This window comes from Caulobacter sp. GW821-FHT10E02 (assembly GCF_059415225.1).
Genome location: NZ_JBWKMV010000003.1, coordinates 171822 through 192456, shown reverse-complemented (window position 1 = coordinate 192456; position 20635 = coordinate 171822). Strand labels below are relative to the sequence as shown.

The 20635-nt window shown below is 68.6% G+C and carries 24 protein-coding genes; 8 read left to right on the top strand and 16 right to left on the bottom strand.

The window, feature by feature from the left end; translation table 11 throughout:
- Positions 1–68: 68 nt before the first annotated feature.
- From AC07NI_RS16105 to AC07NI_RS16095, 3 genes are all read right to left on the bottom strand, one after another.
- Positions 69–443 carry a YMGG-like glycine zipper-containing protein gene (locus AC07NI_RS16105; protein ID WP_494620890.1) on the bottom strand — a complete coding sequence of 125 codons (375 nt, stop codon included), beginning with the start codon at positions 441–443 and terminating at the stop codon, positions 69–71.
- A 275-nt stretch (positions 444–718) separates the two neighbouring features.
- Entirely contained in the window at positions 719–1666 is a 948-nt protein-coding gene (locus AC07NI_RS16100) for a DMT family transporter (protein ID WP_494620888.1), read from the bottom strand.
- Positions 1667–1741: 75 nt separating this feature from the next.
- Positions 1742–2590, bottom strand: coding sequence for a hypothetical protein (locus tag AC07NI_RS16095; protein WP_494620886.1), 849 nt, complete (start codon positions 2588–2590; stop codon positions 1742–1744).
- A gap of 191 nt (positions 2591–2781) precedes the next feature.
- Here AC07NI_RS16095 and AC07NI_RS16090 point away from each other — a divergent pair, with 191 nt between their 5' ends.
- Entirely contained in the window at positions 2782–3153 is a 372-nt protein-coding gene (locus AC07NI_RS16090; protein WP_494620884.1) for a hypothetical protein, read from the top strand.
- On the opposite strand, the gene AC07NI_RS16085 is transcribed toward AC07NI_RS16090, so the two are convergent.
- The 7 genes from AC07NI_RS16085 to AC07NI_RS16055 form a co-directional block, all read right to left on the bottom strand.
- A complete protein-coding gene (locus tag AC07NI_RS16085) occupies positions 3150–3881 on the bottom strand; it encodes a helix-turn-helix domain-containing protein (RefSeq protein WP_494620882.1) in 732 nt (243 codons plus the stop codon). The genes AC07NI_RS16090 and AC07NI_RS16085 overlap by 4 nt on opposite strands.
- An 18-nt stretch (positions 3882–3899) precedes the next feature.
- On the bottom strand, positions 3900–4364 hold the full coding sequence (locus AC07NI_RS16080; RefSeq protein WP_494620880.1) for a hypothetical protein: 465 nt from the start codon (positions 4362–4364) through the stop codon (positions 3900–3902).
- An 89-nt stretch (positions 4365–4453) separates the two neighbouring features.
- On the bottom strand, positions 4454–5701 hold the full coding sequence (locus tag AC07NI_RS16075; RefSeq protein ID WP_494620879.1) for an aspartate kinase: 1248 nt from the start codon (positions 5699–5701) through the stop codon (positions 4454–4456).
- A gap of 116 nt (positions 5702–5817) precedes the next feature.
- On the bottom strand, positions 5818–6672 hold the full coding sequence (locus tag AC07NI_RS16070; RefSeq protein ID WP_494620876.1) for a hypothetical protein: 855 nt from the start codon (positions 6670–6672) through the stop codon (positions 5818–5820).
- A complete protein-coding gene (locus tag AC07NI_RS16065) occupies positions 6666–9476 on the bottom strand; it encodes a TonB-dependent receptor (protein ID WP_494620874.1) in 2811 nt (936 codons plus the stop codon). The genes AC07NI_RS16070 and AC07NI_RS16065 overlap by 7 nt, the downstream gene beginning before the upstream one ends.
- A 111-nt stretch (positions 9477–9587) precedes the next feature.
- Positions 9588–10532, bottom strand: a complete 945-nt coding sequence (locus AC07NI_RS16060; RefSeq protein WP_494620872.1) for a FecR family protein — start codon at positions 10530–10532, stop codon at positions 9588–9590.
- Positions 10529–11191, bottom strand: a complete 663-nt coding sequence (locus AC07NI_RS16055; protein WP_494620870.1) for an RNA polymerase sigma factor — start codon at positions 11189–11191, stop codon at positions 10529–10531. Before AC07NI_RS16055 ends, AC07NI_RS16060 begins: the two co-directional genes overlap by 4 nt.
- On the opposite strand from AC07NI_RS16055, the gene ubiG reads away from it, so the two are divergent.
- The 5 genes from ubiG (at position 11190) to AC07NI_RS16030 (ending at position 15173) form a co-directional block, all read left to right on the top strand.
- Positions 11190–11942 (top strand): bifunctional 2-polyprenyl-6-hydroxyphenol methylase/3-demethylubiquinol 3-O-methyltransferase UbiG, encoded by a 753-nt coding sequence (gene ubiG / locus AC07NI_RS16050; RefSeq protein ID WP_494620868.1) that lies wholly within the window; start codon positions 11190–11192, stop codon positions 11940–11942. The two genes, AC07NI_RS16055 and ubiG, sit on opposite strands and share 2 nt — an antisense overlap.
- A 38-nt stretch (positions 11943–11980) precedes the next feature.
- Positions 11981–12367, top strand: a complete 387-nt coding sequence (locus tag AC07NI_RS16045) for a hypothetical protein (RefSeq protein ID WP_494620866.1) — start codon at positions 11981–11983, stop codon at positions 12365–12367.
- Positions 12368–12486: 119 nt separating this feature from the next.
- Entirely contained in the window at positions 12487–13494 is a 1008-nt protein-coding gene (locus AC07NI_RS16040; protein ID WP_494620864.1) for a YMGG-like glycine zipper-containing protein, read from the top strand.
- A 118-nt stretch (positions 13495–13612) separates the two neighbouring features.
- Positions 13613–13912, top strand: a complete 300-nt coding sequence (locus AC07NI_RS16035; protein WP_494620862.1) for a YMGG-like glycine zipper-containing protein — start codon at positions 13613–13615, stop codon at positions 13910–13912.
- 97 nt (positions 13913–14009) lie between these two features.
- The gene (locus AC07NI_RS16030; protein WP_494620860.1) at positions 14010–15173 is read left to right on the top strand and encodes a glycosyltransferase family 87 protein; all 1164 of its coding nucleotides are present in this window, start codon (positions 14010–14012) and stop codon (positions 15171–15173) included.
- On the opposite strand, the gene AC07NI_RS16025 is transcribed toward AC07NI_RS16030, so the two are convergent.
- Genes AC07NI_RS16025 through AC07NI_RS16010 form a run of 4 tightly spaced genes read right to left on the bottom strand, consistent with a single transcriptional unit; the run spans position 15071 to position 17389 of the window.
- Positions 15071–15505 carry a DUF1178 family protein gene (locus AC07NI_RS16025; RefSeq protein ID WP_494620858.1) on the bottom strand — a complete coding sequence of 145 codons (435 nt, stop codon included), beginning with the start codon at positions 15503–15505 and terminating at the stop codon, positions 15071–15073. The two genes, AC07NI_RS16030 and AC07NI_RS16025, sit on opposite strands and share 103 nt — an antisense overlap.
- A 20-nt stretch (positions 15506–15525) precedes the next feature.
- Positions 15526–16347: a carbon-nitrogen hydrolase family protein gene (locus AC07NI_RS16020; RefSeq protein ID WP_494620856.1), complete on the bottom strand. Its 822-nt coding sequence runs from the start codon at positions 16345–16347 to the stop codon at positions 15526–15528.
- Positions 16344–16598 carry a glutaredoxin 3 gene (gene grxC, locus AC07NI_RS16015; protein ID WP_494620854.1) on the bottom strand — a complete coding sequence of 85 codons (255 nt, stop codon included), beginning with the start codon at positions 16596–16598 and terminating at the stop codon, positions 16344–16346. Before grxC ends, AC07NI_RS16020 begins: the two co-directional genes overlap by 4 nt.
- Positions 16599–16624: 26 nt before the next feature.
- The gene (locus AC07NI_RS16010) at positions 16625–17389 is read right to left on the bottom strand and encodes a ComF family protein (protein WP_494620852.1); all 765 of its coding nucleotides are present in this window, start codon (positions 17387–17389) and stop codon (positions 16625–16627) included.
- Between AC07NI_RS16010 and AC07NI_RS16005 the strand changes: the two genes are divergently transcribed.
- Complete coding sequence (locus AC07NI_RS16005) at positions 17389–18303, top strand: methyltransferase domain-containing protein (RefSeq protein WP_494620850.1); 915 nt, start codon at positions 17389–17391, stop codon at positions 18301–18303. The genes AC07NI_RS16010 and AC07NI_RS16005 overlap by 1 nt on opposite strands.
- Here AC07NI_RS16005 and AC07NI_RS16000 read toward each other — a convergent pair whose 3' ends face one another.
- The gene (locus AC07NI_RS16000; protein WP_494620848.1) at positions 18304–18540 is read right to left on the bottom strand and encodes a Flp family type IVb pilin; all 237 of its coding nucleotides are present in this window, start codon (positions 18538–18540) and stop codon (positions 18304–18306) included.
- Positions 18456–18860 (bottom strand): 8-oxo-dGTP diphosphatase MutT, encoded by a 405-nt coding sequence (gene mutT, locus AC07NI_RS15995; protein ID WP_494620846.1) that lies wholly within the window; start codon positions 18858–18860, stop codon positions 18456–18458. Before mutT ends, AC07NI_RS16000 begins: the two co-directional genes overlap by 85 nt.
- Positions 18861–19139: 279 nt before the next feature.
- Between mutT and AC07NI_RS15990 the strand changes: the two genes are divergently transcribed.
- Positions 19140–20588, top strand: a complete 1449-nt coding sequence (locus AC07NI_RS15990) for a DEAD/DEAH box helicase (RefSeq protein WP_494620844.1) — start codon at positions 19140–19142, stop codon at positions 20586–20588.
- Positions 20589–20635 lie beyond the last annotated feature (47 nt).

The following is a 20635-nucleotide window of genomic DNA, read 5'->3' as shown; positions in this document are numbered from 1 at the left end:
GCCCTGTTAGGGGCGGCGCAGTTGCACGCTCGGGGAGGGATCGGAACTCGAGCGGCTAGAAAGGGGACCTAGCGGCGATAGCCGTAGGCGTAGTGGTCGTTCCGGTAGCCGCCGCGGTCGTAGCGGTTGTCGTAACCGTAGCGGCTGTTGCTGTAGCGGTTGTCATAGCCGTAGCGCGGGGCGCTGCGGTACGAGTTGCTATAGCGACGGTCGTACTTGTCCTTGCCGGTCGAGGCGCCCAGGGCGGCGCCGGCGACGGCGCCGATGGCGACCGCTTCGCCCTTGCCGTCGCCGATCGCGGCGCCGGCCAGACCACCGATCACGGCGCCGATGACGGCGCGGTTGGTCTTCTCGCCGGCGAAGGCGGTCGAGGCGGGGACGACCAGCGCGCCGGTGATGGCGACGGCGACGACGGTCTTGGTGAACTTGCCGATGGTCTTCATGGCAGGGCTCCTAACTTTCGAAGCGTCGCCCTGTGCGGCGCTGTTGATAGTTGTTTTAGAGGGGCCAGCCTGAACCTGATTTGAACCGCGCTGTTCAGGTTCGGTTTATGTTGAGAAAAAGTTTTAGCCCCTCCCCTCCTCCGTTTTCCCCGGCGAACGCCGGGGCCCAGATGGAGGAATGTTGAGGCGCATCCAGAGGCGCGGAGTTCTTCCCATCAGCCCCAGCGCTCTGGGATCTGGCCCCCGGCGTTCGCCGGGGAAAACGGAAGTGGGGGTTAGCCCGCCGCCAACACTTCCTTGGCCGGCCGATGCAGCCGCACCGACCACAGCACCCCCGCCAGCATCAGCACGATCGCCGCCGTCTCCAGCCCCCTCGGCCACCGCCCCTCGTGCAAAAACCCGTAGAGCAGCGCGAACAGGGTCTCGAACACGATCAGCTGACCCGAGAGGCTGAGCGGCAGGAGCCGGCTGGCCGCATTCCACAGGCCGTTGCCGATCACCGAGGCCCCGATCGCCACCGCGAAGCTGACGATCCAGAACCAGCCCCAGGCCGCTGGCGCGTGGACGTTGCCGCCGAGGGCGAAGGCCGGGACCACCAGCGCCAGCGACAGCAGGCCGGTGGCCAGGCCTGTCAGCAGCGACCACTCGTGGCTGGTGAACTTCGGCGTCGCGGCCAGGCGGCGGGCGTTCCAGACGGCATAGGCGGTCCACATCGCCAGGGCCAGGGTCGCGCCTAGCACGCCGACCACCTGCCGGCCGATGCCGACGCCGTGGCCCTGCGTGAACACCGAGACGTTGATGCAGACCCCGCCGGCCACCACCAGGGCCAGCGGCAAGGCCAGCTGGCGCAGCGGAACGCCCTCCCCCGGCTTGGCGCCCACCAAGGTCACCGTCACCGGCAGCAGGCCGATGATCAGCGAGGCCAGGGCCACGCCCGCGCTCTGCACCGAGACCGACAGGCCGACATAGTAGATCAGGTTGCCCAGCAGGCTCAGCGCCGCCAGGTCCCGCCAGTCCTTGGCCGTCATCTTGGCCATCACCGTCTTCCACGACGGGGCCAGCAGCACCGCCGACGCCAGGCCGTAGGCGATGTAGCGCCCCGCCGTCATCTGCAGCGGCGTGAAGGCGGCCAGCAGCTTCGGCGCCAGGAACACCCCGCCCCAGAACGCGCCGGCGATCAGGCCAAACAGCAGGCCCAGAAGGAGGTTGCGGGAGGTGCTCATGGCCCTGGGTTAGCAGGCGCGGCGCCCCCTGGCTTGGCGAAAGCTCCCCCAGGCTTGGCGGATCCTCCCCGTGCGCTAGTTGTCCGCTTCGTAGCGGCCAGGTCCGCGATCGTCCTTCTTCGGCAAGGTGAGAAGCACACCAGCCTTGGGAGAGATCACCTGGATGCGCTCGATCTTGGCCGAGATGACGCAGCCCTTCCAATGCAGCTCGGATGGGTTGTCCAGGGTGGCGTGGGTCTGGCTCTCCCCGCAATCGACGATGGGGCCCGCCGACGATTTGCGAACGGTCCCTTCGATCACGGCATAGAGGTTGGCGGTCGCGGCGCGAGCATCGTCGGGCTTCATGGGAATGAGCTTGCTGGCGGCGTTGTAGGAGCCGTACTTGTCCACGGACAGAACCCCCATGCGGTCGTCCCCGACGCTCCCCACGCCGAACTCCGTCCAATAGGACGACGTGACATCCCGCTCGGCGCCGAACGCATTGGACATCTTCTTCGGCTCGCCCTGGGAGAAATCAGTGCTCAGCGCGAAATAGTTATAGTCAGGCCCGGGACCGCCCGCGTCGCGATACAGAACCGTCGTATCGGGATAGACGCGAATGTTCAGGACTTCCTTTTCAGGATCGTATTCGTAGCGGATCGCTCCAGCCCCGCCGCTCTCGATCGGCTGGCGAACCTGGAAATGACGCCCGTCCAGGGCGGAATCGTCAAAGCCCTTGCTGAACTCATCCTTGGGCGTGAAAGCCTGCTTGGCCTTGGCGTAGGCCACCAGATTGGCGGCGGTCACGGTTCCGTCCGCCTTCAGCTTCAAGTCGGACGCCGAAACCGAAGATGACTCGCCGGCGCTCTTCGAGGGCGCTTCACCGCACCCGGCCAGCACCAGAACCGACACGCCGAGCAACCCCAGCCCCTTCAAAGATCGCATGACACCCCCTGCGGATTCGTGCTCGCAGAGGACCATGCCGCATCACGGTCGGCAACCGGAACGCGCGTCGGATGACGCTACGGCGGCCGGCGAAAGTCCGAAGGTCGCGCGGGAAATCCCGCTCTATTAGAGGTTGACTCCAAGGTAGAGTGATGGCGCCATCCAACCTTAGGTAACCGCAGGAGGGTTGAATGAAGTCTCGTCGCGAATTGATGTTCGGCGCCGCTGGTCTCGGCGCGCTGCTGGTGGCTACGTCCGCCCAGGCTCGGACCATCACCGCCAGCGCCTCGCCCAGCACGCTAGACGGCGCCGGCTGGGATCTCACGGATGTCACCTCCGTCACCGTCAGCGGCGGCACGCCGCCCTACAGCTACGAATGGGTGCACACCGGCGGCACGGGCTATGTCTACGCCAACGACCCGGCCGGCCAGTCGACCAACTTCTACTGGGATGGCCCGTGGGGCGGCCCGCCGAAGATGTCGCGCTGGGTTTGCGTGGTGACCGACGCCGCCAGCCAGACGGCGACCAGCAATACGGTCACCATCACCTTCGATCCGAACTAGCGCCGCTTTCGCCAGGCGCCGGGGGTGACGCCCAGGCTCGCCCTCATGCGCCTGGTGAGACCGCTCTGATCGCCGTGCCCCGTGCGCACGGCGATCTCGGCGATCGACAGCGACGTGTCCGAGAGCAGCCGCTGGGCCGCGCGGAGCCGCGTGTCGGACAGCGCGCCGTGCGGCGTGGTCCCGTAGGCGTCGGCGAACCGCGCGAAGAACCGGCTCTGGCTCATGCCGGCCTCGGCGGCGAGGTCACGGACGGTCAGGGGCTGATCGTAGCGGGCCTCGATCATCGAGGCGGCCCGGGCCAGGCGCGGATCGACGGCGATCGGCGCGGCGGACAGGCCGCGCAGCAGCAGCGGGGTCCAGAGGCTGGCGACGCCGGTCTCGATCGCGCCGGGCGCTTCGCCGGCCAGATAGTCCAGCAGACCGCGCACCGCGCCGGTGACCGGCGCGAACGGCCGCTCCCGCAGGCGCTCGAACGGCGCCATCAGCGCCCCGCCGATGTCCGCGACCACGAACAGGTTCTCGCCTTGGGCCGCGAAGGCGTGGCGGACGCCCGGCGGCACCACCGCCGCCCGGCCCGGATCGACCCGGCCGCCCTTGCCGTCGATCTCCATCTCTAGCACGCCCCGGCGCGGCAGCACGATCTGGTCGAAGCCATGCGCATGCGGCGGCGCGTCCTCGCCATAGCGGCGGAACGAGAGCTCGGCGGGGGCGGTCAGGTCGTGGCCCATACCCCCACTATAGCGGGATCAGCCGTGCCCCGGCAGGGCCAGGGGCTCGTCGGCGTCGGCCACCAGCTTGCGGGCCTGTTCCAGGGCGGCGTCGATGTCGGTCTCGATGAACTCGACCTCGAGGTCGGTCAGCGGGTGCGGGGCGGCGACGACGTTGCGCAGATAGGCGCGCTTCTCCGCCTCGGTCATGGTCCACCAGCCGACGGTGTGGCCTTCCTCGATGACCGCGTCGCCCATGGCCAGCAGGTCGTCGGTGTCGAAGATCGGCTGGCCGGGCTTTTCCGGGAACCACTGGCCGTCGTCCGGCAGGGCCTGGTCCAGCTGGTTCAGCAGCGCCGCCAGCCACGGGCTGATCAGCAGCGGCTTCTCGTAGCCGTCGCCGAACTTGGCGCGCAGCAGCAGGTCGTAGAGCAGGTCCAGCCCGGCGTCGCCGTGGAAGGTGACGGTCTTGGCGTCGGGATCGAACTTGAAGACGTCAGGCATGGCGATTCTCGGAGGCTGCGGCGTCTTCTTAACGTCACACTACGACGTTTCGGCAACGGCGAAGCGCAAACGCGCTCCGCCTTAGCGCCTTACAGCTGATCCAGCCCGTACACCGCGTGCAGCGCGCGCACGGCCAGTTCGGTATAGGCCGCGTCGATCAGGACCGAGATCTTGATCTCCGAGGTCGAGATGACCTGGATGTTGATGTTCTTCTCGGCCAGGGCCTGGAACATCGACTGGGCGACACCGGCGTGCGAACGCATGCCGACGCCGATGACCGAGACCTTCGAGACGTCCTCGTCGACGGCGACGTCCTCGAAGCCGATCTCGGCCTGGGCGGCCTTGACGATCTCGACGGCGCGGGCGGCGTCACGTTTGCCGACCGTGAACTCCATGTTGGCGGTGTCGGCGCTGCGGGCGCGCGACTGCACGATCATGTCGACGTTCACATTGGCCTCGGCCAGGCGGCCGAAGATCTGCGAGGACACGCCCGGGTGATCGGGCAGGCCCAGCAGGGTGATCTTGGCTTCGTCGCGGCTGTAGGCGACGCCCGAGACGATGCGCTTTTCCATGATTTCTTCCTCGTCGCAGACGATCGTACCTTGGCCCGGGGCTTCGCCCGGTTCGACGAAACTCGACAGCACCCGCACCGGGACGCGATGGGCCATGGCCATCTCGACCGAGCGGGTCTGCAGCACCTTGGCCCCCAGCGAGGCCATTTCAAGCATCTCTTCGTAGCTGACCTTGGCCAGGCGCTTGGCCTTGCTCTCGATCCGCGGGTCGGTCGTGTAGACGCCGTCCACGTCCGTATAGATGTCGCAAGCGCCCTTCACGGCCGCGGCGATGGCCACGGCGGAGGTGTCCGAGCCGCCCCGGCCCAGGGTGGTGATGCGCTGGTTCGGGGTCACGCCCTGGAAGCCGGCGATCACGGCGATCTCGCCGTTCTCGAAGCAGGCTTCCAGATTGGCCGGCGGGATGTCCTCGATGCGGGCGCGGCCGTGGGCCTCGTCCGTGATGATCGGCACCTGCCAGCCCAGGAACGAGCGGGCCTTGTGGCCCATGTTGCGCAGGGTCATGGCCAGCAGGCCGGCGGTCACCTGCTCGCCCGAGGCGACGATGGCGTCGTATTCGTCGTCGGATTCCGGAAGGCCCTGAGCGGCGCGGCCCGCGCCGTCGGTCCAGGCGACCAGTTCGTTGGTCTTGCCCGACATGGCCGAGACGACCACCGCCACCTGTTTGCCCGTCGCGACCTCGGCGGCGACCAGGCGCGCCACCCGGCGAATGCGCTCCAGGTCGGCGACGGAGGTGCCGCCGAACTTCATCACCAAGCGAGACACGTGCCTGTCACCTCGAAAACCGGTCAATTCTTGCGCGGAAGCCGGTTCATCGCCCCCGCCCGCGCAAGCCGCCGCCTTCTAGCGGCGTTGATGCGGCGCCGCAATGCTCCCGAGCGTTATTTTCGTGACGCCGAAACGTCCGGGACCGGCGGAACCGTGAAGGCCACCACCTGGCGCGTGGCGCGGTTGACGCCCCACAGCGTGCGCTTCTGGAAAGGATCCCAGGCGATGGCCTGACCCTCGACCGGAATCGAGAAGGTCGCCTTCAGGTCCAGGGTCGCGCCGCCTTCGGTGGGGATGGCCAGGGCGTACATCTCGGGCCGGTCGTGGCCGGTGATGTAGAGCAGGCCGTCGTCGCCGAACCCGCCGCCCGAGCAGCTGTAGGGCGCCATGCGCTCCAGCACCGCCGCCGGCAGGGCCCAGGCCCCGACGCGCCGCCACTGGTCGTCATACTTGACCAGGGTGGTCCAGCGATGGTCGCGGTTCGGCTCGCCGCCCTTGGCGTCGTAGTTGGCGAACATCGCGAACCAGAAGCCGTCGTGACGATCGACCCAGGTCAGCGAGCCGATGCCCGGCCCCAGCGGGATGGTCCGCGTGTGGGTCATCTTCACCGGATCGAACACCTCGACCGCGCTGTTCTGCGGCACGCTGGGATAGTTCGAGCCCGCGCAGACCAGCTCCTTGCCGACGATCAGGCAGGAATTGAGGTGCTTGAAGCGGACGGGGTCGCCCTTCCACTCGGCCTGCTTGACGGCGCTGGCCTTGTCGTAGCGGGCGATGGTCCCGTTATCGATGGCGTAGAGATGCGTCTTGTCCGCCGCCACGCCCTGGTTGGCCTCGGGGGCGTCGAGACGGCGGGTCTCCACCGTCTTCAAGGCAGGCTCCTGAGCGAGTTCCTGGGCTTGGACCGCCCCGCCCGCGAGGGACAGGACGGCCAGGCCCAGAAGAGCGGCGGCCTTCAGGCTCACCATTTCGCCGACAGGCCGGCGTACCAGGTCGCGCCGTAGCGCTCGTAGCCGATGATCCAATCCGGTCGCTTCCCTTGATATTCCCACAGCACTTCGTCGTTGAGGTTCTGCCCCTCGACGAAGACGGAGATGTGACGGTTGATCTTGTACGACGCCTTCAGGTCCACGCGTGTGTACGTGTTGAAATAGGTGTCGCCGACCCGGTCCTCGCCGATGGTGTCGAGATAGGCGCCGGTGCGGTGGATGCCCAGCACCGCCTGGACCCCGTACTTTTGATAGAAGAGCTGGCCGCCATAGATGGTGTTCGACTGCTTGGGGAACGGCAGCTTGTCGGTGCGGTCGGGGACCTTCAGGTCCGAGCCGGTGAAGGTGGCGTTGGCCCCGATCCCGAGGCCGCCCAGCGCGCCCGGCAGCATGTTGAACTGCTGGCGCCAGGACAGTTCGACGCCGTGGATCGAGCCCTTGTCAGCGTTGCGCGGCTGACTGTAGCCGAACGTCGTGTAGGTCCGGTCGCCGTAGCGGTAGTCAAGGAAGCTCTCACTGAAGTTGAAGATCGGGTTCTTGATCTCCTTGTTGAACGCCCCCAGCGACAGCTGACCACCGCGCGCGAAGTACCATTCGGCCGAGAAGTCCAGATTGGTCGACTTGTAGGGCTTGAGGTTCACATTGCCCTCCGACAGCCCGGCCGAGAACGTGCCCGGCACGATCGGGCTCTCGACGACGTCGAAGCTGCCGCCCGGCGACAGCTGCGGATATTGCGGCCGGCCGATGGTCTGGGTGACCGACAGGCGCACCACGACCTCGCGGCTGGGGTCGAAGCGGACGTGCAGGTTGGGCAGCACGTCGACATAGTCGCTCTTGGTGCGCTGCTTCTGGACGCTGCTGCCGTTCAGCAGGCGATAGCCCTCGGCGTCGGTCGCGGTGCGCTCGACGCGCACGCCGCCCAGCACCGACCACTTGCCGAAGCCCAGCTTGGCCATGCCGTAGCCGGCCATGACCTCTTCCTGGACGTCGTAGTCGCTGAGCGTGTTGTTCGACAGCGTGGTGATGTTGTCGATCAGGAACTTGGCGGTGTTCAGGTTCTGGGCGGTCCAGTCCTCGATCGAGGTGCTGATCGTCACCGGGTTCTCGTAGATACGGTTGCCGATGAAGCTGCGGGTCGCCGCGCCCTGCAGGCCGAAGTCGGCCAGGGTGAAGCGATTGGCCGCCGCCGAGGCGCGGGCGTACTGAGTGATGTTGACGTCCTGGACCTTCTCGCTGGAGCGGTACTTCAGGCCGAACTGCACATAGCTGCCCTCGCCGATGGCGAGCGCGCGCTTCAGGTTCAGCTTGCCGGCCCAGATGGTCTCGTCGCCGGTGCTGTTCTGGTAGGTGTACTGGCGGAAGCCCATGCCCGAGGCCGGGATCTCGGTCTGCGCCACGGCGGTATAGAGCAGGTCGCTCATGTCGAAATTGGTGGTGACCGGCGAGCCGCGGAACTGCCACACGCCGTTGGGATTGCGCAGCTCGTTGCGGCCGTAGGCGACGTCCCAGTCGAGGTCCCAGGCGCCGCGATCGTGCTGGCCGCCGACCGAGGTCGACAGCACCGACTTGTCCTTGTGGTCCAGGCGCAGGTCCTGGCGACGCTCACCGCCGGTCGAGGTCCCGACGCCGTCGGCGGTGAACTTGATCAGGTTGCCGGTGACCTGGGCGGCGGTGGCGAAGTCCAGGCGATAGCGCTGGCGGTACTCGTTCTCCTTGAACGAGCTGTAGAGGCCCCGCAGGTAGACGCGGTCCTGCTCGCTGGGGCGGTACTCGATCGAGCCGTTCACGCCCAGGCGCTTACGATCCAGGTCGTAGGTCGTATATTTGATGTTGGTCGGCATGCCGCGCGTGGCGCCGGGGACCTCGCGCCAGTCGTCCGGATAGAGGCCGTAGGTGCGGTAGTCGCGGTCCGAATAGTTGATCCCGACCAGCACGCCCCACGTATCCCCGAACACCTTGCCGACATTGAACTCGCCGGCGAACGGGGTCTTGTGGTTCAGCTCCTGCCAGCCGACCTGGCTGGAGGCGCGCAGCATCTGGCCGCCCTTCACGTCGAACGGGCTCTGGGTGACCAGATTGATCGTGCCGCCCACGGCCTGGGCGTCCATGTTGGCGGTGACGGCCTTGATTACCTCGATGCGCGACGTCAGCTGGCCGCTGACCACGTCCAGCGGGATGGCGCGGCTGTTGCTGTCGGGCGAGCCCAGCTCGACGCCGTTCAGGGTGACGTTGTTCAGCGCCCCGTCGACGCCGCGGATCGAGACGTAGCGGCCCTCGCCCTGGTCGTACTTGAGGCCCACGCCCGGCAGGCGCTCGACGCTCTCGGCGGCGTTCTTGTCGGGCATCTGGCCCATCTCGTCGGCCGAGATGGCGTCGGTGACGCCGTCGGCGTCGTGCTTGTGGTCGATCGAGCGCTGCTCGGACAGGCGCTGGCCGATCACCAGGACCTGGTCGACCGCGTGGCCCGCGTCCGCAGCCTGCCGAGACACCAGGGTGATGGTGCGGCCATCGTCGGAGGCGATGGTCAGGTCGGTCCCGGCCAACAGGCGACGCAGGGCCTCGCGGACCTCGATGTCGCCCTTGACCGCCGCCACGCGCTGGCCGGCGACGGCCTCGCCCGCGACCAGCACCTGGACGCCGGCCTGGCGGGCGAAGTCCGGCACGCCGGTGGCGGCCGGCTGGGCCGCGACATTGAAGCTGCGCACCTGGGCCTGGGCCGGCGCGGCGACGGCCACGACGGCGCTGGTCGCCAGAAGAGCCAAGGCCAATCGAGAATAGTGCATCGGTAACGCCCCTCGCGATGAAGTGTTCTTCACCGCTAGAGACGAGCCGCCGGAAATTCTCCGCGCGGCTTTTTCAACAATCTTTTGCGACAATGCCTGTGGATGGTTCCGCTAGTCGGCGCGGAGCAGAATCTCGCCTTTGCGTTCCTCGGCGCGAGCATCGGTTATTTTCGTCAGAGCACGAACGAAACCTTCGGGATCGTTGGCCTGGAACGCGCCGACCAGCCGCCGCCGACCCAGGGCCGGATCCTCGACCACCAGCTTGCGGTCGTTGTAGCGGTTGAACTCGGCGACCGCCTCTTCCAGCGTGCGGTCCTCCAGCATGATCAGCCCGTCCTTCCAGGCCAGCAGGCGCTGGGCCCGGACCTCGCCGATGCGGTCGACGGCGGGCGCGCGCAGCGGCTCGGACGACAGGAAGGCCTTGTCGCCGGCGTTCAGGCGCAGCACCGCCCGGTCGGCATGGACGTTCCAGGCGGCGACCACGCCCTCGGTCACCACCACCTCGGCCCCGCCCTCGCGCTGGCGCACCGAGAAGGCCGTGCCCACCGCCTGCACCCGCAGGTCGCCCAGCGCCACGGTGAAGGGCCGCGACGGGTCCTTGGCGACTTCGAACCAGGCCTCGCCCCGCGCCAGGCGCACGCCACGCCGCTTGCGGCCGATGGCCAGGTCCAGGCGCGAGTCGGTGTTGACCACCGCCAGGCTGCCGTCCGACAGCGGCGCGCGCAGCACCTCGCCCCGGGCCGTGACGACGCGCTCAGACACGCGCCAGGTCCACAGGCCGGCCAGCCCTGCTCCGCCGGCGACCAGACCAGCGGCGATGGCGGCGCGGCGCGACGTGGGCTTGCGGACAGGCGGCGCCGCCGGCTCGGTGCGGGCCTCGGCCAGGGCCCAGGCGGCTTGGGCGCGGACATAGGCCCCGTGGTGGCGGCGGTCCTCGGCCAGCCAGGCGTCCAGCACTTGGGCGTCATCGCGCGACAGCGGTCCCGCGTCCACGCGCGCCACCCAGTCGGCGGCCAGGCCGTCGATGGTGTCGGAATCGTTGGCGGGAGGGCTCATTGGGTCGAACGTCGGCTGGTCGTGGCGTAGGGCTGGCCTGCATCGCCGGAAACGGTCTCCAACACCAGCCGGACGCCGCGCGCGACTTCCTTTTCGACGGTGTTCTCGGAGACGCCCAGACGGCCGGCGATCTCGCGCTGCGAATAGCCGTAGAACTTGCGCAGGGTGAAGATCTCGCGGCACAGGGCCGGCATCACCTGCACCACTTCGCGCACGGCCTCCAGCCGGCGGCGATGGGCGGTGATCTGCTCGGGCGACGGAGTCTCGTCGATCAGGCTCTCGGCGTCGAACACCGACAGCGCCTGGAAGCGCACCACGCGTTTGCGGCGGATCTGCTCGATGACGATGTTGCGGGCCGTGGCGATGAAATAGGCCCGCCCCGAGCTGACCGCGCCGGTCCGCGCGCCGGCGATCCGGCTGTAGGCCTCCTGGATCACGTCATCGACCTCGACGTCCGGAAAGCGGCGGCGCAGCCAGGCGCGGACGTCCGGCTCGTGCGGCAGCACCTCGGCGGCGATCCAGGCCAGGTTGGGCGGTGGAGCGGAGATGGCGAAACCCCCGTTTCTGCGAAGCGTCGCCCTTAGCGAGGGTTTGTGACGGTTTCTCCTTCCGAAGAGGTGGTTCAGTTCGTCGTCGCCCTGCTCTAGAACACCGCCCATGACGCAAGCAGCCGCCCCCTCCTGGAGCATCGACCCCGCCGACGTGGCGCGCTTCTCGGCGATCGCCGCCGAGTGGTGGGACCCCAAGGGCAAGTTCGCGCCGCTGCACGTGTTCAACCCCTGCCGCCTCTCCTTCATCCGCGAGGAGGCCCTGGCCCGCTTCGAGCGCGACGGCAATCTGCGCCAGCCGTTCGAGGGCCTCTCCCTGCTCGACATCGGTTGTGGCGGCGGCCTGCTGTCCGAGCCGATGGCGCGGCTAGGCTTCACCGTCACGGCCGTCGACGCCTCGGAGAAGAACATCAAGACCGCCGCCGCCCACGCGGCCGAGCAGGGTCTCGAGATCGGCTACCGCCCCGCCACCGCCGAGCAGCTGCTGGCCGAGGGCGCGGGGCCGTTCGACGTGGTGCTGACCATGGAGGTCATCGAGCACGTGGCCGATCCGGGCGAATTCCTGCGCACCTGCTCGCGACTGCTCAAGCCCGGCGGCCTGATGATCGTCGCCACCCTGAACCGCACGCTGAAGGCCCTGGCCCTGGCCAAGATCGGCGCCGAATACGTGCTGCGCTGGGTGCCGCCCGGCACCCACGAGTGGAAGCAGTTCCTCAAGCCCGAGGAGCTGCGCGCCTTCCTCGCCGGCGAGCCCGTTCAGATGCACGGCCCCTTCGGCGTGGCCTACAATCCTCTGACCGGCCGCTGGAGCCGCTCGGCCGATGTCGACATCAACTACATGATGACCGTCACCAGAGATTGAGTCACAGTGACCTCACATTGTCCGCGTGAGGTAGTTCGATGATTGCGCTCCTGGCCCTGCTCGCAGCCTCCAGCCTGCCCGCCCCCGTGTCCGGCGACTTCGACCATGACGGTAAGCCCGACAGCGCCGCGATCGTCCGCGAGGGCCGCGACGTCTATTTCCTCCAGGTCACCCGCGGCGCTTCGCCCGGCGCGCCCGAGCGCGTGCGGTTGGGCCTGAACCCGCCGGATTACATGCTCGCGGCCAAGACCGGCGGCCCCACGCCGACCGCCTGCGGCAAGGGCGCGGGCGCGGCCAACGCCCCCTGCCCTCACGCCTCGGTCACTGTGCGCCAGGGCGACCTGACCCTGGGCCACGCCGAAGCGTCGCAGGCCGTGCTGCTCTGGAACGGCCAGGCCTTCGCGCTGGAGTGGCTGACGGATTAACCCTTCAGGGAACTTAGCCGCCGCCGGGGCTTTTCCCTCCGCAGGGACAAGAACCCGGATTGGCGACCCAACTGTCGGGGGTCGGCCGTCGATCCGTTCGAGAGGGAACGGAGACTCACATGACTTCCAAGACTTTGGCCGCCTTGCTGGCGACCACCATGGCTTGCGGCGCGATCGCTCCAGCCTTCGCCCAGGATTCCGCGTATCAGCGCAGCCTTCAGAACTACGACGCCCAGCGCGCCTCGTACTACGACAAGGTCGCCGAGTATCAGGACCGCCAGGACGCCTACGAGCGTGATCGGGCCAACTACATCCAGGCCCGCGACACCTATGACCGCCGCTACGGCCGCGGCGCCTATGACCGTCGCAATCCCAGCTATGCCGAGCGCTATCGCACGGCCCAGTACCGCGACAGCGCCGCGTACTATTCCGAGCAGGCCGAGTTCGAACGGGCCCGCGCCAACTATGAGCGCGCCCGCTACGACTACGACCGCCGCAACGGCGATGGCTCCTATGACCGCCGCCACCCGCGCGACGCCGACCGCTTCCGCACCAGCGGGGTGAGCCAGGCCTCGGGCTATGACGCCAATCGCGCGCAGTGGGAGCGCGATCGCGACCGTTACTATTCGGCCCGCGACGACTACGACCGTCGCTACGGCAACGGCGCCTATGACCGCCGCAACCCGGGCGAAGGCGCGCGCTACGCCGCGCCCTATGCCGGCGCCTACAGCATCGACACCAGCGCCAACGTCTCCTCCCCCAGCGACTGCCGTCAGGACGCCAAGCGCAACGCCACGGTCGGCGGGGTGATCGGCGCGCTGGCCGGCGCGGCCCTGGGCTCGAACGTCGCCGCCCGTAACGCCCGTCCGGAAGGCACCGTGTTGGGCGCCCTGGTCGGCGCCGGCGTCGGCGCGGCCGTGGGCAACGCCTCGGCCAAGTGCGACACGCGCGGCAACTACTACAGCTACGAGCAGACCCAGCCCTATCGCTACAGCGACGGCCGCTACGCCGCCGCCAGCGAACGCTGCCGCCTGGCCCCGGCGCCGACCGAGTACAACGGCCGTGTCGAGCAGCGCTATGTCCGCGTCTGCCCCGACGCCGACGGCCGTTATCGCGTCGATGGATGATCCCCAGAACGTAAGACCTGAGCTCGACGGTCGGCTGGCCGACTAATTAGGAAACCGGCCGTCAGCTTGGGCGTTACGTCACCGAGGGATCTAAACAAAAACAATTGGAGAGCTCGCCATGCGTGCGCGCCTGAAGACCATCGTCCTGGCCACCGTTGTCGGCTTCACCGTCAGCTCCGTCGCCATCACCGCCGCCGAAGCCCAGAACCGCCGTGAGCGGGTCCTGGTCTGCAACAAGTCCAAGGCCAAGAACGGCGCGATCATCGGCGGCCTGTCGGGCGCCCTGCTCGGCAACACCGTCGCCGGCCACGGCAACAAGACCGAAGGCGCCCTGCTGGGCGCGGGTGTCGGCGCCGTCGCCGGTCACGAGATCGGCAAGGGCAAGAAGAAGTGCCACTACGAGTACCGCTATCGCTAACCGCTAGCCGGTACGGATAGACAAAAGGGCGTCGGGCCTCGGTCCGGCGCCCTTCGTGTTTTCGGCCCCTTAAGACTTGCCCGCGACCTTGGGGGTCATGGCGCAATCCAACGTCCAGAGGCCTGCCAACCGCCGCGTCCTGTTGCTAGCGCTGCTGGCGATGTTCGCCCTGCTCAGCCTGCTGGTGGCGCGCAACCTGACCCTCCAGCCGGCGGGCGTCGACTTCCTGGCCATCTGGAACGGCGGGCGCGTGGCGGCAGCCGAGCCCGCGCGGCTCTACGACTTCCGGTATCTCAGCGCGCTGCAAGGCATCGCCGCCTCGGACGACGTGCTGCGCCCCTACATCAACCCGCCCTCGGCCCTGCTGCTGTTCGCGCCCCTGGGCCTGCTGCCGTTCAAGCTGGCCTATCTGGCGCTGATGGCGTTGAGCCTGGCGGTGCTGGCGATCGCCGGGGTCAGGATTCGCGCGCCGTGGTGGCAGGTGCTGCTGCCGACGGTGGCCTTCACGATCTTCTGCGGCCAGCTCAGCCTGCTGATCGCCGGCCTGGTGGTGCTGGGCCTGTCGTTCCGCGCCCGGCCGGCGCTCGCGGGCCTGATGCTCGCCATCGCCGCCTCGATCAAGCCGCAGCTTCTGGTCCTGCTGCCCATCGCCCTGGCGGCCCAGGGGCAATGGCGGACAATCCTGTTCACCGGCGCGGGCGGGCTGCTGATCTGCGCGGCCTCGGCCGGTCTGTTCGGCGTGCAGACCTGGCTCGACTGGTTCGCCGCCCTGCCCCGCTTCAACGCCGTCGTGGCCCAGCAAGGCCTGCTGGACACCGCCATCACGCCCTACGCCAAGCTGGCCGCCCTGGGCGTCAACGGCGCCTGGGCCTGGCTGCTGGCGCCGTTGGTCGTGTGGGCGGTCTGGAGCGCGTTCCGTCGTGACGCCTGGCCCGCGCAGCTGATCGCCCTGCTGGGCGGCGCGCTGCTGATCTCGCCCTATGCCATGAACTACGAGCTGGCCCTGCTGGCCCCGGCGGTGGCGGCCTATGTGGCCCGGACGGAAGACAAGCGCTGGCTGCTCTACGCGGTCGCCGCGGCCCTCTATGCGCTGAACATCGCGGCGGGCTGTCTGTCGCTGACCGCGGCGCTGGTCCTGCCGTTCCTAGCGGGAGACCTTCAGTTGACGTCGGTCTTCTTCGGTGCGGCCGGCGGCAAGGGCGCGACCCGCACGCCGTCCTCGATCAGCGCCTTGACCTCGGTGGGCGACGCCTCGCCGTAGATGCCGCGTTCCTCGGACTTGCCCTCGTGGATGGCGCGAGCCTCCTTGGCGAAGGCGTCGCCGACATAGTCGAAGTTGTCCTCGACGTGCCGGCGGACCTCGCCCATGGCCGTCATCATCATCTCGCGCGTCTTGGCGTCGACCTCGGGCGCCGAGCGCTGGGCCTTCGTCCCCGCCACGGCCGGGGCCATGATCTGCTTGGAGACGCCGTGCGAGCCGCACAGCGGACACTCGACCAAGCCACGCGCGGACTGGTCGTCATAGTCCGTCGACGAGCCGAACCAGCCCTCGAACTCGTGGGCCGCGTCGCACTGGAGCGCGTACTTTATCATGGACTTGAGGGTGCGCGCTTTCAGGGCCCGACGAAAGGCCGGGCGTTCTGGAGGACCGGGATCGCCGCCCGCGCCGAGAGGGCAGCGGGCAGGTCGAGTTCGGCCAACAGCACGCCGGGCTCGTCGTGGTCAAGCTTGGCGATGATCTCGCCCCACGGCCCGACCACGATCGAGCGGCCCCAGGTGCCGCGGCCGTCCTCATGGAAGCCGCCCTGGGCCGCCGCGATCACGAACGAGCCGGTCTCGATGGCCCGGGCGCGCAGCAGCACGTCCCAGTGCGCCTCGCCGGTCGGACGGGTGAAGGCCGCCGGCGCGGTGATCACCGTTGCGCCGGCCAGGGCCAGCGCCCGATGCAGCGCCGGGAAGCGCATGTCGTAGCAGATGGTCAGGCCGAACTTGGCCAGCGGGGTGTCGACCACAACCGCCGTCTCGCCCGGCGTGTAGGTCGCCGACTCCCGCGCCGTCTCGCCGGTCGGCAGGTCGACGTCGAACATGTGCAGCTTGTCGTAGGTCGCCACGATCTTGCCCGTCGGATCGATCACGACCTGGCGGTTGGCCGCCTTGCCGTCCTCGCGCCGGACCAGGGCCGAGCCGACGTCGATCCAGGTCCCGGTCTGCGCCGCGATCTCGCGCAGGCCATTGACCACCGGATCATCGTCCAGCGCCGTCAGGGTCGGCAGCAGCTTGCTGCGATCCCTCTGCAGGACGTTGGTGCACTCCGGCGTCAGGACGAATTGCGCGCCACCGGCGATCGCCTCGCGGACCAGCGGCGCGACATGGGCCAGCGCCGCCGCGTGGGTCGCGGGGGTGCGGGTCTGGATCAGACCGACCTTGAGGATCATGCGGCGAGCATCTGGTCCAGCTTGCCCTCGCGCTCGAGGGCCATCATGTCGTCGCAGCCGCCGATATGCTCTTCGCCGACGAAGATCTGCGGGAAGGTGGTGCGGCCCGAGCGCTGCATCATCTCCTGACGCAGGTTGGGATCCATGCCGGCCTCGACCTCGGTGAAGTCGGCGCCCTTGTCGGTGAGCAAGGACAGGGCGCGGGCGCAGTAGCCGCAGAACGGACGGGTGTAGATGGTGACTTTGGCCATGCTCTGACTCGTGGACTCGTGCGTCCTTATATAGGACGCGCCTGCATTTCTGTAACGCGGGCGACGACAGATAACGTCACCGACGCGGCCCCGGCCGCCAGAAGCGCTCGCGCGCAGCCCTCGGCCGTGGCTCCGGTGGTCAACACGTCATCAATCAGAACGATCCGTCGGCCGACGACCCGGTGGCGGCGGGCCTCGGGGACGGCGAAGGCGGCGGCCACATTGCGCCGCCGACCGGTCGCCGACTTGCCGCCCTGGCTGTCGGTGTCGCGCTTGCGGATCAAGGCGTCGGGCAGATAGGCGAGGTCCGCCATCCGGGCCAGCGGCCGCGCGATCTCGGCGGCCTGGTTGTAGCGCCGGCTGAGCATCCGACTGCGGTGGACAGGCACAGGCGCCACCGCGTCGGCTTCGTCCAGCAGGTCGGCCGAGGCCCGCGACAGCCAGCGCGCGAACAGGCCGGCCAGGTCGGTGCGGTCGGCGTGCTTCAGCTTCAGGATCAGCTCGCGGGAGTGCTCGTCATAGACGCAGGCCGCTCGCGCCCGCTGGAACGCGCGGGGCCTGGCCTGGCAGGTGGGACAGCGCTCCACAGCCGCCTCGGCATAGGCCATGGCCAGCCCGCAGCCGTCGCAGACGGGGTCGTCCAGGAACGTCACCTTGGCGAAGGCGCTGGCCGACAGCCCGCCGCTCAGCGCCGCCTCGCCGTCCAGGCTGGACGGCGGCAGCAGCAGATCGAGCACGCTTCGCCCAAGACCTTTCCAGAACGGTCCGGAGTCGCCATGTTCCGCGCGCAATGACCGCCTCCCCCCTGCTCTTCGACCGCGCCCTGCATCGCGCCCGCCTCGACCGCGCCGCGCGCGACTACGCGTCCGCCGATTTCCTGAAGGCCCGCGTGGCCCAGGACGTGGTCATGCGGCTGGAGACGATCCTGCGACGCTTTCCGGTCGCCGTCGACCTCGGCGCGAGAAACGGCCATTTTTTCAAGGCCTTGGCCGAGAGCGACGCCCGCGCCAACATCGACACCCTGATCGAAACCGACCTGTCGGCGCGGATGCTGGATGGCCGTGACACCCTGCGCGTCGCCGCCGACGAGGAGCGCCTGCCGTTCGGCGACGCCACCCTGGATCTGGTGGTCTCGACCCTGTCACTGCACTGGACCAATGACCTGGTCGGCGCGCTGATCCAGATCCGCCGCGCCCTGCGGCCCGACGGCCTGTTCCTGGGCGCGATCTTCGGCGGGGCGACTCTGACCGAGCTGCGCCAATGCCTGCTGGCCGCCGAGGCCGAGCTGACGGACGGCGCCTCGATGCGGGTGTCGCCGTTCGCCGACGCCATCGACGCGGCGGGCCTGCTGCAACGGGCGGGTTTCGCGCTACCGGTGGCGGACGTCGATCGCGTGAAGGTCCGCTACGCCCACCCGATCAAGCTGCTGCAGGACCTGCGCCGCATGGGCGAGACCAGCGTGCTGCTGGACCGCTCGCGCAAGCCCCTGCCCCGCAAGGTGCTGTTCCGGGCGATGGAGCTTTATGTCGAGCGCTTCGCCGAGGCCGACGGCCGCGTGCCGGCGACGTTCGAGATCGTCTCGGTGACGGGCTGGACGCCGCACGAAAGCCAGCAGAAGCCGCTGCGGCCGGGTTCGGCCAAGATGCGGCTGGCCGATGCGCTGGGCACTAAGGAACAGCCGGCGGGCGAAAAGCCTACGCCGTAATCAGGTGCCGATGGCCGTCGAGGCCTTGCCCAAGGCCTTGTTCGTGGCGGCGCTGAACGCCGTCATGCCGCCGATGATGACCAGGGCGATCAGTCCGGCGATGAGGCCGTATTCGATCGCGGTGGCGCCGGACTCGTCGGCCCAGAACCGCTTCAGAGCAGATCGCGCAGCCAGGCCACCAGAGGCTCGTCCGCCGGCGGCATCGGATAGTCCGCAAGCTTGTCGGGTTTCACCCATGCCAGGCCCTCATGCTCCTTGCGCGTCACTTGGCCTTCCCATCGACGCAACAGGTAGAGTGGCATCATGAGGTGAAAAGACTCGTAACTGTGGGACGCGAAAACGAACGGCGCGAGGCAGGCCTGGGCGACCTTGATGCCCAGCTCCTCGTCCAGCTCGCGGATCAGGCACTCTTCCGGCGTCTCGCCCGGCTCGACCTTGCCGCCCGGGAACTCCCACAGGCCGGCCAGCGACTTGCCCTGCGGCCGCTGACAGATCAGCACCCGCCCATCGACATCGATCAGAGCGGCGGCGGCGACGAGGACGATCGGCTTGGTCATGAGGCTGGGTGTGGCGCGGTGACGCGGAGGTGGCAAGAGGCGCAACGGCGCTCTTCCTTGACTTTTGCAGCGCAACATAAGATATGAGCCTCGCGTCCTCTTCGACGCTATTGGCGCTCCAGCCGCGTGAGGGTCCGTTTTCGGACCAGCCTGTCGAGCGCCTTGAGAGTTTTCTCATCAGATCGCCCGTGCACGCGGGGCGCTCCCCCGACGACCAGCCGAGGGGCCAGCCGTGCGAGGACGCATGGGCTGCATTCGGCGCATGAAAGACTGATTCCATTGACGCAATTTGCTGACCTTGGCCTGGCCAAGCCGCTGCTGAAGGCCCTTGCCGAGAAGGGCTACAAGGAGCCGACGCCGATCCAGGCCCAGGCCATCCCGGTCATCCTGCAAGGCAAGGACCTGCTGGGCATCGCCCAGACCGGCACCGGCAAGACCGCCGCCTTCGCCCTGCCGATCCTGCAGCGCCTGGCCGAAGACCGTAAGCCGGCCCCGCGCCGCGGCTTCCGCTGCCTGGTCCTGTCGCCGACCCGCGAGCTGGCCACCCAGATCGCCGAGAACTTCAAGGCCTACGCCGTCCACATGGGCCTCAGCGTCCACACCATCTACGGCGGCGTGAAGTACGGCCCGCAGATGAAGGCCCTGGCCGGCGGTATCGACGTACTCGTCGCCACCCCGGGCCGCCTGATGGACCACATGGCCGAGAAGTCGGCCAACGTCTCCAGCACCGAGATCTTCGTCCTCGACGAAGCCGACCAGATGCTGGACCTGGGCTTCGTGGTGCCGATCCGCAAGATCGCCAGCCAGCTGACCAAGAACCGCCAGAACCTGTTCTTCTCGGCCACCATGCCGACGGAAATCGGCAAGCTGGCCGGTGAGCTGCTGAAGGATCCGGTGCAGGTCTCGGTGGCGCCGCAAGCGACCACCGTCGAGCGTATCGACCAGCGCGTGCTGTTCATCGAGGCGCAGCGCAAGCGTCCGCTGCTGGCCGAGATCCTGGCCGAACCGGGCGTCGAACGCACGATCGTCTTCACGCGCACCAAGCGCGGCGCCGACCGCGTGGCCAAGTACCTGAACGCCGCCGGCATCGAGGCCGCCTCGATCCACGGCGACAAGACGCAAGGCCAGCGTGAGCGCGCCCTCGCCGCCTTCAAGGCCGGCGAGATGCGGGCCCTGGTGGCGACCGACATCGCCGCGCGCGGCATCGACGTCAACGACGTCAGCCACGTCATCAACTACGAGCTGCCCAACGTGCCGGAGGCCTATGTCCACCGGATCGGCCGCACCGCCCGCAAGGGCAAGGACGGCATCGCCATCAGCTTCTGCGCCGATGACGAACGTAACCTGCTGAAGGACATCCAGAAGGCCACTCGCCAGACGATCCCGTCCTTCGATCGCCGCAACGACAAGCAGCTGGCGGCCGCCGCGGCCGTCGCCGACAAGCTGGCGCCGGCCGAGAAGTACGTCGATCCCCGCAAGGCCGATCCGCGCAACGACGTCCCGTCGGAACTGCGCCGCAAGCGGCCCCGCAGCGGCGCCCGCAACGGCGGCGGCGGCGGTAACGGCGGCGGTCGTCCGGAAGGCCAGAAGGCCCAGGGTCGCGGCGGAAACGCCGGCCGTGGTCCCGGCCAAGGCCAGGGTCGTAAGCCCGGCGGTCCCCAGAACGAGTTCCGGGGGCCCAAGCGTCCGGCTGCTCCGGCGGCCAAATCCTGGTCCCCGATCGACTAATACCCTAGTCCGAACAACGAGTTGCGCCCGGAGAACCTTTCGCGTTC

What these genes read in the sequence shown, in the direction of transcription:
- AC07NI_RS16025 (WP_494620858.1), bottom strand. Translation starts at nt 15,505, where the DNA reads ATGATAAAGTACGCGCTCCAGTGCGACGCGGCCCACGAGTTCGAGGGC.
- AC07NI_RS16000 (WP_494620848.1), bottom strand. Translation starts at nt 18,540, where the DNA reads ATGGGTGAAACCCGACAAGCTTGCGGACTATCCGATGCCGCCGGCGGA.
- AC07NI_RS16100 (WP_494620888.1), bottom strand. Translation starts at nt 1,666, where the DNA reads ATGAGCACCTCCCGCAACCTCCTTCTGGGCCTGCTGTTTGGCCTGATC.
- AC07NI_RS16105 (WP_494620890.1), bottom strand. Translation starts at nt 443, where the DNA reads ATGAAGACCATCGGCAAGTTCACCAAGACCGTCGTCGCCGTCGCCATC.
- AC07NI_RS16035 (WP_494620862.1), top strand. Translation starts at nt 13,613, where the DNA reads ATGCGTGCGCGCCTGAAGACCATCGTCCTGGCCACCGTTGTCGGCTTC.
- ubiG (WP_494620868.1), top strand. Translation starts at nt 11,190, where the DNA reads ATGACGCAAGCAGCCGCCCCCTCCTGGAGCATCGACCCCGCCGACGTG.
- AC07NI_RS16020 (WP_494620856.1), bottom strand. Translation starts at nt 16,347, where the DNA reads ATGATCCTCAAGGTCGGTCTGATCCAGACCCGCACCCCCGCGACCCAC.
- AC07NI_RS16065 (WP_494620874.1), bottom strand. Translation starts at nt 9,476, where the DNA reads ATGCACTATTCTCGATTGGCCTTGGCTCTTCTGGCGACCAGCGCCGTC.
- AC07NI_RS16090 (WP_494620884.1), top strand. Translation starts at nt 2,782, where the DNA reads ATGAAGTCTCGTCGCGAATTGATGTTCGGCGCCGCTGGTCTCGGCGCG.
- AC07NI_RS16040 (WP_494620864.1), top strand. Translation starts at nt 12,487, where the DNA reads ATGACTTCCAAGACTTTGGCCGCCTTGCTGGCGACCACCATGGCTTGC.
- AC07NI_RS16070 (WP_494620876.1), bottom strand. Translation starts at nt 6,672, where the DNA reads ATGGTGAGCCTGAAGGCCGCCGCTCTTCTGGGCCTGGCCGTCCTGTCC.
- AC07NI_RS16060 (WP_494620872.1), bottom strand. Translation starts at nt 10,532, where the DNA reads ATGAGCCCTCCCGCCAACGATTCCGACACCATCGACGGCCTGGCCGCC.
- mutT (WP_494620846.1), bottom strand. Translation starts at nt 18,860, where the DNA reads ATGACCAAGCCGATCGTCCTCGTCGCCGCCGCCGCTCTGATCGATGTC.
- AC07NI_RS16005 (WP_494620850.1), top strand. Translation starts at nt 17,389, where the DNA reads ATGACCGCCTCCCCCCTGCTCTTCGACCGCGCCCTGCATCGCGCCCGC.
- AC07NI_RS16095 (WP_494620886.1), bottom strand. Translation starts at nt 2,590, where the DNA reads ATGCGATCTTTGAAGGGGCTGGGGTTGCTCGGCGTGTCGGTTCTGGTG.
- AC07NI_RS16030 (WP_494620860.1), top strand. Translation starts at nt 14,010, where the DNA reads ATGGCGCAATCCAACGTCCAGAGGCCTGCCAACCGCCGCGTCCTGTTG.
- AC07NI_RS16045 (WP_494620866.1), top strand. Translation starts at nt 11,981, where the DNA reads ATGATTGCGCTCCTGGCCCTGCTCGCAGCCTCCAGCCTGCCCGCCCCC.
- AC07NI_RS16080 (WP_494620880.1), bottom strand. Translation starts at nt 4,364, where the DNA reads ATGCCTGACGTCTTCAAGTTCGATCCCGACGCCAAGACCGTCACCTTC.
- grxC (WP_494620854.1), bottom strand. Translation starts at nt 16,598, where the DNA reads ATGGCCAAAGTCACCATCTACACCCGTCCGTTCTGCGGCTACTGCGCC.
- AC07NI_RS16055 (WP_494620870.1), bottom strand. Translation starts at nt 11,191, where the DNA reads ATGGGCGGTGTTCTAGAGCAGGGCGACGACGAACTGAACCACCTCTTC.
- AC07NI_RS16085 (WP_494620882.1), bottom strand. Translation starts at nt 3,881, where the DNA reads ATGGGCCACGACCTGACCGCCCCCGCCGAGCTCTCGTTCCGCCGCTAT.